At 59.3% G+C, this 13,661-nt stretch carries 10 protein-coding genes; 6 read left to right on the forward strand and 4 right to left on the reverse strand.

All coding sequences use genetic code 11. From position 1 onward, the window contains the following. Positions 1-42: 42 nt before the first annotated feature. The 4 genes from AACY36_RS15710 (at position 43) to AACY36_RS15725 (ending at position 5,141) form a co-directional block, all read left to right on the forward strand. Positions 43-951 carry a LysR family transcriptional regulator gene (locus AACY36_RS15710; RefSeq protein WP_065876275.1) on the forward strand — a complete coding sequence of 303 codons (909 nt, stop codon included), beginning with the start codon at positions 43-45 and terminating at the stop codon, positions 949-951. A 149-nt stretch (positions 952-1,100) separates the two neighbouring features. Continuing rightward, positions 1,101-1,556 carry a (2Fe-2S)-binding protein gene (locus AACY36_RS15715; RefSeq protein WP_339419389.1) on the forward strand — a complete coding sequence of 152 codons (456 nt, stop codon included), beginning with the start codon at positions 1,101-1,103 and terminating at the stop codon, positions 1,554-1,556. Then, complete coding sequence (locus AACY36_RS15720; protein ID WP_339497285.1) at positions 1,556-3,781, forward strand: xanthine dehydrogenase family protein molybdopterin-binding subunit; 2,226 nt, start codon at positions 1,556-1,558, stop codon at positions 3,779-3,781. The genes AACY36_RS15715 and AACY36_RS15720 overlap by 1 nt, the downstream gene beginning before the upstream one ends. A gap of 16 nt (positions 3,782-3,797) precedes the next feature. Continuing rightward, the gene (locus tag AACY36_RS15725; protein WP_339497287.1) at positions 3,798-5,141 is read left to right on the forward strand and encodes a c-type cytochrome; all 1,344 of its coding nucleotides are present in this window, start codon (positions 3,798-3,800) and stop codon (positions 5,139-5,141) included. Between the two features lie 2 nt (positions 5,142-5,143). Here AACY36_RS15725 and AACY36_RS15730 read toward each other — a convergent pair whose 3' ends face one another. From AACY36_RS15730 to nhaA, 4 genes are all read right to left on the reverse strand, one after another. Next, positions 5,144-6,220 carry a GlxA family transcriptional regulator gene (locus tag AACY36_RS15730; protein WP_339428061.1) on the reverse strand — a complete coding sequence of 359 codons (1,077 nt, stop codon included), beginning with the start codon at positions 6,218-6,220 and terminating at the stop codon, positions 5,144-5,146. After that, the gene (gene gabP, locus AACY36_RS15735) at positions 6,217-7,626 is read right to left on the reverse strand and encodes a GABA permease (protein WP_339419395.1); all 1,410 of its coding nucleotides are present in this window, start codon (positions 7,624-7,626) and stop codon (positions 6,217-6,219) included. Before gabP ends, AACY36_RS15730 begins: the two co-directional genes overlap by 4 nt. Before the next feature lie 167 nt (positions 7,627-7,793). Next, complete coding sequence (locus tag AACY36_RS15740; RefSeq protein ID WP_339419505.1) at positions 7,794-8,099, reverse strand: YdcA family protein; 306 nt, start codon at positions 8,097-8,099, stop codon at positions 7,794-7,796. A 380-nt stretch (positions 8,100-8,479) separates the two neighbouring features. Next, positions 8,480-9,673: a Na+/H+ antiporter NhaA gene (nhaA, locus tag AACY36_RS15745; RefSeq protein WP_339419396.1), complete on the reverse strand. Its 1,194-nt coding sequence runs from the start codon at positions 9,671-9,673 to the stop codon at positions 8,480-8,482. Between the two features lie 388 nt (positions 9,674-10,061). On the opposite strand from nhaA, the gene AACY36_RS15750 reads away from it, so the two are divergent. Further along, complete coding sequence (locus AACY36_RS15750) at positions 10,062-11,549, forward strand: SulP family inorganic anion transporter (RefSeq protein WP_339419508.1); 1,488 nt, start codon at positions 10,062-10,064, stop codon at positions 11,547-11,549. A gap of 228 nt (positions 11,550-11,777) precedes the next feature. After that, positions 11,778-13,445 carry a BCCT family transporter gene (locus AACY36_RS15755; protein ID WP_339419398.1) on the forward strand — a complete coding sequence of 556 codons (1,668 nt, stop codon included), beginning with the start codon at positions 11,778-11,780 and terminating at the stop codon, positions 13,443-13,445. Positions 13,446-13,661: the final 216 nt, after the last annotated feature.

The raw sequence follows: 13,661 nt of genomic DNA on the forward strand, positions 1-13,661 counted from the left end.
TCTAATCTAACTTGGCATCCGATTGATACCTGGATTAGATCAATGTTCGAACTCACTCAACTGCGTTGCTTCACCACTGTGGCCACCGAGCTGAATTTTAGGCGGGCGGCCGAACGGCTGAACATGACCCAGCCGCCGCTCAGTCGACAGATCCAATTGCTGGAACATCACTTGGGGGTCGAACTGTTTGCCCGCACCACCCGCAGCGTTGCCCTCACCGCCGCCGGCCGCGCATTTTTTATCGAGGCGCAGAACTTGCTGGAGCGTGCCCAGCAAGCGGCGGTGACGGCGCGTCGCTTCGCTGAGGGCGATATCGGCACGGTCAATATCAGCTTCGTCGGCAGCGCGGTGTACGAGTTTTTGCCACGCGTGATCGCCGAGGCGCGGCTCCGGCAGCCCCAGGTGAAGATCGACCTGTCAGAGATGAACACCTACCAGCAATATGAAGCGCTGCGCGCCCGCCGGATCGACCTGGGGATCGTCCGCGCGCCGCTGCTGGAGCCGGGCTACGCCACCGAGTGCCTGGTGCGCGAGCCCTTCGTGCTGGCAGTTCCCAGCAGCCATCGGCTGGCCAATGCCGAGACGGTCAGCGTGCACGACTTGGACGCCCAGCCCTTCCTGATGTACGCCCACTCGGCCTACCCGCCGTTCAACGAACTGCTCACCGGCCTGCTGCGCTCAGCGCGCGTGGCGCCGGAGTTTGTGCAGTGGCTGGGGTCATCCCTGACCATCCTCGCGCTGGTCAATGCCGGCATGGGCCTGGCATTGGTGCCACGTTGCGCCAGCAGTGTGGTGTTCAAGAACGTGGTGTTCCGCGATATCGACTTGGGCGAAGGGGCGCAGAGTGAGCTGCATTTGATCTGGCGCGAGAACAACGACAACCCAGCGTTTGCAATGTTGCTGGACGGAATTCGCAGTGCGGTCCGTCAAGAATGGGATCAGGCACGCTAGCTCAATCCTCTTGAATACTTGCCTGATCCTCCGACTTCTCGGATTTCGGATAGATAGCCCTTGCACCGTGGTCTAGAGTTCGACAATAAGCGGCCGCCGCAAGCTCATACTAAAAATGGCCGCATACACCGATGATCAGCAGGTGAGCCATGGAATTACGAATCAACCAGAAAACCTATCAGGTCGAAGCCGACGCTGACACGCCACTGCTGTGGGTGATCCGCGACGACCTGGGCCTGACCGGCACCAAATACGGCTGCGGCCTGGCCCAGTGCGGGGCCTGTTCGGTGCTGGTGGACGGTAATGTGGTGCGCTCGTGTGTCACGCCAGTGGCCGGAGTGGTCGGGCGTGAAATCACCACCATCGAAGCGATTGAAGACGATGAGGTGGGCAAGCGCGTGGTCGCGACTTGGGTCGAGTATCAGGTGGCGCAATGCGGGTATTGCCAGTCCGGGCAGGTAATGGCCGCGACTGCGCTGCTCAAACACAGCCCCGCCCCTAGCAAAGCGCAGATTGATGCGGCAATGATCAACCTGTGCCGTTGCGGCACCTATAACGCCATCCATGCGGCGGTCGACGCACTGGCCAAGCAGGAGAGCGTCTGATGAACATCCTCAATGAACTGCTCGAGGCACCGGTAAACCTGTCGCGCCGCCGCTTCTTGGCGAGCACGGCGGTGGGCGCGCTGGTGATCGGTTTCGGCCTGCCGCTTGGCTCGTCGAGGGTGCAGGCGGCCACGGCCAACGCCGCAGAACGGGGCACTCAGGTGCCAGCGTTTCTTGAAATTCGCCCGGACGGCACGGTGCGCCTGCTCAGTCCGTTCATGGAAGGCGGACAAGGCACCCACACCGCCATGGCGCAGATTGTCGGCGAAGAGCTGGATGCCGACCCCGCCACGTTCATCGTCGAAGCCGCGCCACCCGGCGAAGCGTATGTGGTGATGGACAACGGCCTGCGCATCACCGGCGGCAGCATGTCGGTGCGCATGAGCTACCCGACCATGCGCCGCCTGGGCGCCCTCGCCCGCGCGATGCTGCTGCAAGCCGGTGCCGCGCAGTTGGGTGTACCGGTTGCCGAACTGACCACCCAGCCTGGCCGGGTGGTACATACGGCTTCCGGCCGTTCGTTGGGCTACGGCGAATTGGCCAGTCGCGCTCTGGACATGCCAGTGCCCGACCCGGCCAGCGTCACGCTGCGCGACCCAAGCCAGTTCCGCTGGATCGGCAAGCCGGTCAAACGCCTGGATGCCTATGACAAATCCACCGGCAAGGCGCAATACAGCATCGACCTGAAAGTCGACAACATGCTTCACGCGGCGGTCCAGCATGCGCCACGCCTGGGCATGACCGTGGGCAGTGTGCGTAACCAGCCGCAAGTGGAAGCCATGAAAGGCGTGCATTCGGTGCACGTGCTGCCCGGCGCCGTGGCGGTAGTGGCTGAACGTTGGTGGCACGCCAAGCGTGCGGTTGAAGCGGTCCAGGTCGACTGGCAAGAAGCGGCTGCGGACTCGACACTGCGCGTCATGCCGGCAGACTTCTCCAGCGACAAGCACCGCGACTTCCTCGCTGCCCAGCAAGTCCCGGCCCGTGACGACGAAAACGAAGGTGACGTGGCCGCCGCCTTGTCAGGCGCCAAGACCAAAATCGAAGCGACGTATCACAACCAATACCTCAACCACGCCCAACTGGAGCCGCCGTCGGCACTCGCACGCTTCAACCCCGATGGCACCCTGGAGATCTGGCTGCCTAACCAGGCGCCTGACATGTTCCGCGCCGACATCGCCAAGCGCACCGGCCTCGACCTCGACAAAATCACCCTGCACTCGCCACTGCTGGGCGGCTTTTTTGGGCGGCACTTTCTGTATGACTCCGCCAATCCCTTCCCCCAGGCCATTGCGCTGGCCAAGGCCGTGGGGCGTCCGATCAAGCTGATCTGGAGCCGTGAAGAAGAATTCCTGCGCGACGTGCTGCGCCCGCTGGCCGTGGTCAAGTTCCGCGCTGCGCTGGATGACAAAGGCTTCCCGGTGGCCATCGAAGCGGTCAGCGCGACCGAAGGCCCGACCGAAGCGCTGGCCGGCAAGCAGGGCGATAAAATCGACCCCACGGCCCTCGAAGGGTTGTCGGGCAAGCCCTACACCATTCCCAACAAACGCATCGCGCAGATCTACGTCAAAGGCGCGCCCATGCTCGGCTACTGGCGTTCGGTGGGCAACTCGCTCAACGACTTCTTCTATGAGTCGTTTCTCGACGAACTGGCGGACAAAGGCGGACATGATCCCTATGAGCTGCGCCTGCATCTGCTGCGCGACAACCCACGGCTGACCACGTTGCTGCGAGCGGCGGGTGAATTGTCCGGTGGCTGGAAGCGTGGCCCCTTCACCGCCGAGGACGGCACCCGACGCGCTCGCGGCGTGGCCATGGCCTCACCGTTCGGCTCCCACACGGCAGCGATCGCCGAAGTGTCCATCGAGAATGGAAAGGTCAAGGTGCACGATATCTGGCAGGCCATCGACCCGGGCAGCATCGTCAACCCGGCGATTGTCGAGGCGCAGGTCAATGGTGCCGTGGCGTTGGGCTTGTCCCAGACCTTGCTGGAAGAAGCGGTGTACGTGGATGGAAAACCACGGGCGCGCAACTACGACCTGTACCCGATCCTGGCGCCCGCACAGATGGCGCGGGTGCATGTACGGGTGGTCGAGAGTGGCGAAAAAATGGGCGGTATCGGCGAACCGCCGTTGCCCGCCGTGGCACCGGCCGTGGCCAATGCGGTGGCGCAGTTGACGGGCCAGCGCGTGCGCAGCCTGCCCTTGAGCCGACACACTTTCAGCTGACCCTCAGGAAACGCCCATGAACAACCGTCGATTCGCAAGAACCGCAGGCTGGCTGGCGCTGCCCTGCCTGGCTGCCGCAGGCCTGCTGGCCTGGTATGTCACCCGTGAACCTGCTACTGCGTTCGAACAGGAACAGGCGGGTGCCAGCTTCGAACCCGCCTTGGTCAGCCGTGGCGAGTATGTCGCCCGCCTCAGCGATTGCGTGGCCTGCCACAGTTTGGCAGGCAAGGCACCGTTCGCCGGGGGGCTGGAAATGGCCACGCCGTTGGGGGCGATTCACGCCACCAACATCACGCCGGACAAAAACACCGGGATCGGCACTTACAGCCTGGCTGACTTCGACCGCGCAGTGCGCCATGGCGTGGCGCCGGGTGGGCGACGGCTGTACCCGGCCATGCCCTACCCGTCCTACGTAAAACTCAGCGATGACGATATAAAAGCGCTGTACGCGTTCTTCATGCAGGGTATACAGCCGGCCAACCAACCGAATATCCCCAGCGATATTCCCTGGCCGCTGAATATGCGCTGGCCGATCGCGCTGTGGAACGGCGTGTTCGCCCCAACCGCTACTTATGCAGCCAAGCCAGACCAGGACGCACTGTGGAACCGTGGTGCCTATATCGTCCAAGGCCCCGGCCACTGCGGCAGCTGCCACACACCACGCGGCCTGGCCTTTAACGAAAAAGCCCTGGATGAATCCGGCAAGCCGTTCCTCGCCGGCGCCCTGCTCGACGGCTGGTACGCACCGAGCCTGCGCCAGGACCCCAACACCGGGCTGGGACGCTGGACTGAGCCGCAGATCGTGCAGTTCCTCAAGACCGGGCGTAACGCGCATGCAGTGGTCTATGGCTCAATGACCGAAGCCTTCAACAATTCCACACAGTTCATGCAGGACGACGACTTGGCCGCCATCGCGCGCTATTTCAAGTCGCTGCCTGGCGACCCGCAGCGCGACGGCACGCCCTGGCAGTATCAGGCGGTGAGCACGAACCAGGACGTCCCCGGCGCCCGCACTTACGCGACCCGTTGCGCCTCGTGCCATGGCCTGGACGGCAAGGGCCAGCCCGAGTGGATGCCGCCACTGGCCGGCGCCACGTCGGCACTGGCCAAGGAAAGCGCCTCCGCGATCAACATCACCCTCAACGGCTCGCAACGTGTGGTCGCCGCCGGCGTTCCCGACGCCTACCGCATGCCGGCGTTTCGCGAGCAATTGTCCGACCAGGAAATCGCTGAGGTGCTGAGCTACGTGCGCGGCACCTGGGGTAATAACGGCGGTGCGGTTGAGGCGAAGGCGGTGGGCAAGTTGCGCGGGCATACCGACCCGGCGAGCAGCAGCCCGATCATCCTGCATATGCGCTGAATTCAGGACTTCAGGTTCTTCACGCTGGCAAACGTTGCCTCGCCCCGCGCCTGCTCCAACACGTTCATGGGCGCGGGCGCAGGCAACGTGTGCAGCACCGGCTTGAGCACGACGGATCGCTCGCTGTCCGTGACTGAACGCTCATCGCTGGGCGGTACGCCGAAGTATTCGCGGTAGCACTTGGAAAAGTGCGGTGTGGACACAAAGCCACAAAGCACGGCCAATTCCACGATTGAAATGGGTGTCTGCTTGAGCAACTGCCGCGCACGGATCAGCCGCAGCCTGAGGTAATAGCGCGAAGGCGAACAGTGCAGGTACTTCTGGAACATGCGCTCAAGCTGGCGACGCGACAACGCGACATACGCGGCCAGCTCGTCCAAGTTGATCGGTTCCTCCAGGTTCGCCTCCATCAATGCCACGATTTCCTGCAACTTGGGTTGCTGGGTGCCCAGCATATGCTTGAGGGGCACGCGCTGATGGTCCTGCTCGTTGCGGATCCGCTCGTACACAAACATGTCGGAAATGGCCGCCGACAGCTCATGCCCGTGATCCCGACCGATCAAGTGCAGCATCATGTCCAAGGGCGCGGTACCGCCCGAGCTGGTGAGACGGTCCCGGTCGAGGCTGAACAGGCTGGAACTGACAGTCACCCGTGGGAAGGCCTCCTGCATGGCGGCCAACCACTCCCAATGCACGCTGCATTCATAGCCATCCAACAAGCCGGCCCGCGCCAACACAAAGCTACCGGTACAAATACCGCCCAATCGCTTGGCGTAACGCGTCTGGCCGCGCAACCACTTGACCAGTTCGCCAGTCACGGTGCCCTGGATGCCGATGCCGCCACAGACAATCACAATGTCGGCGGGCAGCACGCCGAGTATCGAACCGTCAGGCGTGATGGGCACGCCGTCACTGGCCCACACAGGGTTGCCGTCCGGGCTCGCGGTATGCCACTTGTAAAGCTCCTGGCCAGACAGCTGATTGGCCATGCGCAACGGCTCGACTGCAGCCGCCAGTGACATCAAGGTGAACTGGTCCAGCAGCACGAAAACGATGCTGCTGACAGGACGGGCACTCATGGCTGCGAAGCTGCGGCCACTGTTTTTTGCGCGCGTTCAGGCTGCCGCGCGGTGAGCAAGCCGATCAGGGAAATTATCAAGGCCAGGCCGATTGTCGAGGACACTTCAGAACGGTGCTCGGGGGTCACCAGCATCACCGTCAATGCGGTACAGATGAACGCAATGACCAACCAGGTCAGCCACGGAAACAGCCACATCTGGAAGGTCAGCGTGACGTTGCGCTGTCGTAGGATCTTGCGCATGCGCAACTGGGAAATGGCGATCACCAGGTACACCAGCAAGGCGATGGCGCCCGAGCTGGCCAGCAGGAACTGGAACAACCCGGCCGGCGCGAAGTAGCTGAACAGGGTCACTCCCGCGCCCAGGATCGTGCTGGCGATCACCGCCGCCCTTGGCACGCTCGCCGCCGAGGTCTTCCTCATCAGCTGGGGTGCGTCGCCCCGCTTGCCCAGGGAAAACAGCATGCGCGAGGCGATGTAGATGGAGGAATTCATACAACTGGCCACGGCGATCAACACCACCCCATCAACCAGCAGTTTGGCGTGGGGAATGTTCATCAGCTCCAGTGCCCGTTGATACGACCCTACAGACGCCAACAGCGGGTCATTCCATGGCACCACGGAAATCACCACGAAAATCGACAACAGATAGAACACGCCGATGCGCCACATCACCGAGCGCGTGGCCCGGGCGATGTTCTGCGCCGGGTTACTGGATTCGGCCGCCGCGATGGTAACCGCTTCGGTACCGATGAAACTGAACATGATCGTGATGAAAGCCCCGACCACTGCCGACAGCCCGTTGGGCGCGAAACCGCCATGTTCCTCCATCAACCGGCTCAACCCACTGGCCTCCCGCTCGGGAATCCAGCCCATCAAAACCGCGAAGCCCAGACCGATGAAGCCGATGATCGCAATTACCTTGGCCATGGCGAACCAGAACTCGAACTCACCGTACTTGGACACGCTGAACAGATTGGTGACCACCAACAAAAAGATCGACAGCAAGGCAAACAGCCAAGCGTCGATCTGTGGGAACCACTGGTTGAGAATATGCCCGGCGGCCAGGGCTTCGATGGGGATCACCAGCACCCAGAACCACCAGTACAACCAACCGATGGTGAACCCGGCCCAGCGGCCGATGGCCTGGTCGGCATAGGTCGAGAATGACCCCGTATCGGGGTTGGCCACCGCCATCTCCCCCAACATGCGCATAACCAGCACCACCAGCGTGCCGGAGAACAGATAGGCCAGCAGCACCGCCGGCCCAGCCGCGGCGATCGCGTGTCCGGAACCGACGAACAACCCCGCGCCGATAATGCCCGCAATGGAAAGCATGGTGACATGACGCGGCTTGAAGCCCTGTGCCAACTGGCCGTTCGAATCGTTGGAATTCAGGCTATTCATTGTTTTTGTTGTTCTCGGTGATCGACGTCAGGGCGTACTGACTGAAGGGTCAGGCGATCATCATTTCTTAATGATGGGTCACCTTACGCGGCCTGACTTCACTGAAAACAGCCTGAAAGCGGCAGGGATTGGTCTGATATCGACATCGGTAAGCGCAGGCGATGATGTCAACGACGCCGATAACTTTTTTGCCCGGAAGGCGTGAGGCAGTAAACCCCACCCCTTGGTCCGGTGCAGTAAGCACCACTGCCGCAGCCGCAGCTATCTTTAAGATCTTGCAGCGGTTGCAACGCGGGCCGTGCCTGGCGATTGCCGATGTAGGCCGGACAACTTTTTTTCGAAGCACTGATGGAGCCGTCGTTGCACAGGAACGCGTCACCATCACAGCCCGCAATCCCACCCTTGCGACCTGAACAAGGCGTATTGGCAGCCAGGGTGATCGTGCTTGATAGCATCAAAACGAGGCCCAGCATCACTCTACGGTTGTAAGAACGAGACATTGCGGACACTCAAAAAGGGTGGCTTGATGCTATCAACCTTTGCCTGGCTTTAAAAATAGTCCGTTGTTCTATAAGACGCCTAACAGGTGAAATGGCTCAGATACTGCTTGCGACTGACGGCGTTTACAAAAAAGACACTTAAGCGTCTATTTCATAAATCGCAGGCAAAAAAAGCCACTCACCAGAGTGGCTTTTCTTGCCGGAGCAGGAAATCATTTAATTCTGGATTTGTTTTCGGAGCATCTCAAGGCCAAAAAATTGATCGAACAGCAGCCTTCGTGATGCCTGAACCCCTCGGCGCGACTGGATGCTCATCCCCCCATGCAGTTATCAACGGACAGATAAGCTCAGGATTAACGTTTAGCCTTCAAAAGAACAGCCACACCGAGGACAGCGGAAAGAATAGAGCCCATAAGCACGCCAACCTTCACCTCATCGACCAAATGCGGGTTATCCGGGAAGGCCAGCGCCCCGATGAACAGGCTCATTGTGAAACCAATGCCGCACAGCAGCGCTACACCGTACAGCTGAGACCAATCACATTGCTCAGGCAGCTTGGCCAGCCCTGCGCGAATCGCCAACGCAGCCAAACCAAACACGCCAATTTGCTTGCCTAACAATAGCCCAAGCGTAACCCCCAGAGGTACCGGGTCGATCAGGTTATTGGGCGAGATACCGGCAAGAGAGACACCCGCATTGGCAAAACCGAAGATGGGTACAACGGCGAAAGCGACCCACGGGTGCAGCTTTTCTTCCAAGTGGATGAGCGGCGATTTGCGCTCGCTGCTCGCCGCCCGCATCGGAATGCACAGTGCGAGAATGACACCTGCCAGGGTTGCGTGGATACCCGACTGAAGCATAAAGAACCACAGCAGACCGCCCGCTATCAGGTAAGGCCAGAGCCGGGTCACACCGAATCGGTTGAGCATCACCAGGAACACAATAACGCTCAGTGAGGCCAGCAACATGCTGACCGACAAGCCGCTGGTGTAAAACAGGGCGATGATCAGTACGGCGCCAAGGTCATCAAGAATCGCCAGCGCGGATAGAAAGATTTTCAACGAAATGGGCACACGTTTACCGAGCAGCGATAGTACGCCCAAGGCAAACGCGATATCGGTCGCTGCAGGAATAGCCCACCCCCCCAAGGTTTCGGCATTGCCCCAGTTGACCGCAATGTAGATCAAAGCAGGCACCAGCATACCGCCTACCGCGGCGAACCCTGGAAGTGCGCGCTGGCTCCAGCTCGATAATTGGCCAACCAGCATTTCACGCTTGATCTCCAACCCGACCAACATGAAAAAGACAGCCATCAGGCCATCATTGATCCAGTGCTCAATCGAGAGGCCAACGACTTTTACGTGCAGTGACGAGAAGTAAATGTCTGCCAACGGGGAGTTGGCGACGAGGAGTGCTATCGAAGCAGCGGCCATGAGTATCAGGCCACCCGCGGATTCCGCGGCCAGGAATCGGGAGAAAAAAGCACGCGTGTCGCGTGATTCACGATGGCCGTGGGTTTTATCCGGACGTGAAGATTTCAAGCTCATAGGCACAGCCACTCCGCGCGGCGGCCCGACCTGCGCTGAATTAAACCTGCCCTCCCGCGTTTTGCGGTGACACCCATGGGCGTATTCTACATGATACGTTCGTGCAAGCCCGCCTATCGGTTGTGCGCGTGCGCAACTGCCGGTTAGTATCCTGTGGTCTATCGACGACACGCCAAAGGAGTTACCTTGCCCCGTTCCAACTGGCTGCCTACGCCGCCATAGCGCACCGCCCCCTCGCACGACCCTGACCGCCTCCTAGCTGCGGTCGTATTTTGCCGCGCCCGCTTTTTTGGCCGCAGCCACTCCACAACTCAATTGAAGACAGATACACACGCACTGCTCAGCGCCCACCGCTGCGCGGGATGTGGTACCTGCCATGGGTGAATCAATGTTTGAAAAGTTCAAAGTCGCTTGGCTGTCGAATATCCGAGCCGATGTTCTCGCGGGCCTCGTTGTCGCACTGGCCCTTATTCCAGAGGCTATTGCCTTTTCTATTATTGCCGGCGTCGACCCAAAGGTTGGCCTTTATGCCTCTTTCTGTATCTGCACTGTGATCTCGTTTGTTGGGGGGCGTGCGGCAATGATCTCGGCGGCCACCGGCGCCATGGCATTGCTCATGGTCAACCTGGTCAAGGATCACGGCCTTCAGTACCTCCTCGCCGCCTCGCTGACATGCGGCGTACTTCAAATCATCGCGGGCTATTTGCGGCTGGGCGAGCTGATGCGCTTCGTATCGCGATCAGTCGTCACAGGTTTCGTTAACGCCTTGGCGATCCTGATTTTCATGGCGCAGCTGCCAGAACTCACCGGGGTAACCTGGCCTGTTTACGCCATGACTGCTGGCGGACTGGCGATTATTTACCTGTTCCCAAGGCTGCCGGCCGTAGGAAAACTGCTCCCCTCGCCGCTCGTATGCATCATCGTGCTGATGGCGATTTCGATCTACATGGGCCTGAATATACATACGGTAGGCGACATGGGTTCGCTGCCTGATAGTCTGCCGATATTCTTGTGGCCAAGCGTGCCGCTAAACCTTGAAACACTGATGATTGTACTGCCGTACTCTGCCGCGCTGGCAGTGGTCGGTTTGCTGGAGTCGATGATGACAGCAACCATCGTCGACGACCTGACAGACACGAGCAGCGACAAGAATCGTGAATGCAAAGGCCAGGGTATCGCCAACATCACCAGCAGCCTCATTGGCGGCATGGCAGGGTGCGCGATGATCGGGCAGTCGATGATCAATGTTAAATCTGGCGGACGAACCCGCTTGTCTACGCTGAGTGCAGGCGTTTCACTGCTGATCATGATGATCTTCATGGGCGACTGGCTCGCCCGCATACCGATGGCCGCGTTGGTCGCCGTGATGATCATGGTCTCCATCAGCACCTTCAGTTGGGACTCCATCCGCAATCTCAAAGACTATCCGCTCTCAACGAACATCGTGATGCTGGTCACTGTGGTCGTGGTCGTCGCGACCCATAACCTGGCCTACGGCGTTGTCGCAGGCACCTTGCTGGCCGCCATGTTCTTCGCCAACAAGATCGGACATTACCTGGAGGTCACCTCTCAGCGTGACCCCGCACATGCCCATCGCACTTACTACGTCACAGGCCAGGTGTTTTTTGGCTCAGCGGACAGGTTCACTCATTCGTTCGACCTTAAGGAACGGCTGGAGACCCTGACCATCGATCTTCGAGAGGCCCACTTTTGGGATATCACTTCAGTCGCTGCGCTCGACAAGGTCGTGCTCAAGCTACGCCGAGAAGGGGTTCACGTGGATGTCATCGGGATGAACCAGGCTACGTCCACGATCGTGGATCGCTTTGGCGTTCACGACAAACCCGATGGCATAAATAAGTTGATGGGGCATTAAGCGGGCCCGCGCAAACCTGTTCATTGCACTCAAGCGAATAGATTGCAGCCGACAAAGACGTCATGTGGCGGTGACATATTCGATCGAAGGGCTATGCAATTGGCAGGTTTTGGCGGTTTTGTTCTAAAAGCTTGTTAGGATAACGGCGTTTATATCTCGTTTTACCATAGGAACAGCGGGGATAATCACAACTACACGTTAAGACGTGCCAACAACAAGGAGATTCTTATGGTTGAAAAGCCTACGGATGATCGGCCTAACACCCCTCACATTGCCAGTGAGGACGGTATTCCGGCTCCAAGTGGAGCTGCCAATCTGATCGACACCGACTATGTTATTGGTCAAGACAATATCAAGGGAGAGTTTTCGTTCTCGCTCGATATCCACGGCAAAGTCTTCATCATTTCAGCGGCCACCATCCTGCTGTTCGTGATTTTGACACTGGCCTTGCAGAATGAAGTAGAACCCCTCTTCAGCGCTATCCGGAACTGGTTAACCAGCCACCTCGCCTGGCTCTTCATGAGCATTGCGAACGTTTTTGTGGTGCTGTGCATTGCGCTGATTTTCTCCCCGCTGGGGAAGGTACGTTTGGGCGGCAGAGATGCCAAACCCGATCACTCCTACGTCGGATGGTTTTCAATGCTGTTTGCCGCGGGCATGGGCATCGGCTTGATGTTTTATGGCGTCGCAGAACCGATGTCGCATTACGCGGCGTCCATGGGAGGCGTGACAGTCGATGCGAGCGGCGTGCGTACGGACTGGGCGCCGTTGGGCGGTGCAGCAGGCGATATGAAAGCATCCGCCGACTTGGCAATGGCCGCTACGATCTTTCACTGGGGACTTCATCCCTGGGCGATCTATGCGATTGTGGCGTTGTCCTTGGCGTTGTTTTCTTACAACAAGGGGTTACCGCTTTCGATACGCTCGATTTTCTATCCACTGTTGGGTGAGCGCGTTTGGGGCTGGCCGGGGCATATCATCGATATCCTGGCGGTATTCGCCACGCTATTCGGGTTGGCAACCTCTCTGGGCATTGGTGCAGAGCAGGCTGCCGCGGGGATTGAATACCTCTTCGGGATACAATCGACGAACCTCAGTAAAGTCGTGCTGATCGTTGGCATTACCTTGATCGCGCTGTGGTCAGTCCTTGCCGGTTTGGACAAGGGCGTCAAAATGCTTTCCCAGATCAATATGGGACTCGCATTGCTCTTACTGGTGTTTATCATCGCAGTGGGACCGACCTTGGCCATCTTCACAGGGTTCTTCAAGAACCTGGTGACGTATGCTGAATACCTGCCGGCACTGTCAAATCCATTCGGCCGCACTGACACCCAATTCACCCAGGGCTGGACGGCCTTCTACTGGGCGTGGTGGATCAGTTGGTCGCCGTTTGTAGGCATGTTTATCGCGCGCGTCAGTCGTGGTCGCACCGTCAGAGAGTTTCTGATCTCGGTCTTGCTCGTTCCCTCAGTGGTGTCTGTGCTGTGGATGACAACGTTCGGCGGAACCGCCATTGACCAAACGACTTTACAGGGCCTGGTGGGCGTCAAGGACGCTGTGCTGGAGCTGAAGTTGTTCGCCATGCTGGGAGAGCTGCCGCTTAAAGAGATCACCTCCTTCCTGGGCATCGTTCTGGTCATTGTGTTTTTTATTACCTCCTCGGACTCAGGCTCCTTGGTAATCGACACGATCACCGCCGGCGGCAAGGTGGATGCGCCTGTGCCTCAGCGTGTGTTCTGGGCGGTCATCGAGGGCGTGATTGCGATTGCCCTCTTGTTGGGCGGCGGTCTTGTAGCACTGCAGGCAATGGCAGTGTCCACAGGGTTGCCTTTCGCAATCGTTTTAATGCTGGGATGCATATCCCTCGTGAAAGGACTGATGTCTGAGCCTCGTTAGCACTTAGGGCTTTCGCTGTCAGCGCACAGCAAACACACCCGTGACGCCATCGCCCGGGGCGATGGCGTCCGTCTGAGCAGGCGGGTATTAACGACAGAAAAAACCACCCCGGTAAGAACTTGGTACATGCATGCATGAACGCTCACGTTCTGGTTGTCAGCAGCGTTTGGTATTAGACACTTAAACGTAGCGCAGCACTTTAGTGCATCGACTGAT

This window comes from Pseudomonas sp. EA_15y_Pfl1_P101 (genome assembly GCF_963970835.1).
In the GTDB taxonomy this organism is placed as follows: domain Bacteria; phylum Pseudomonadota; class Gammaproteobacteria; order Pseudomonadales; family Pseudomonadaceae; genus Aquipseudomonas; species Aquipseudomonas tritici.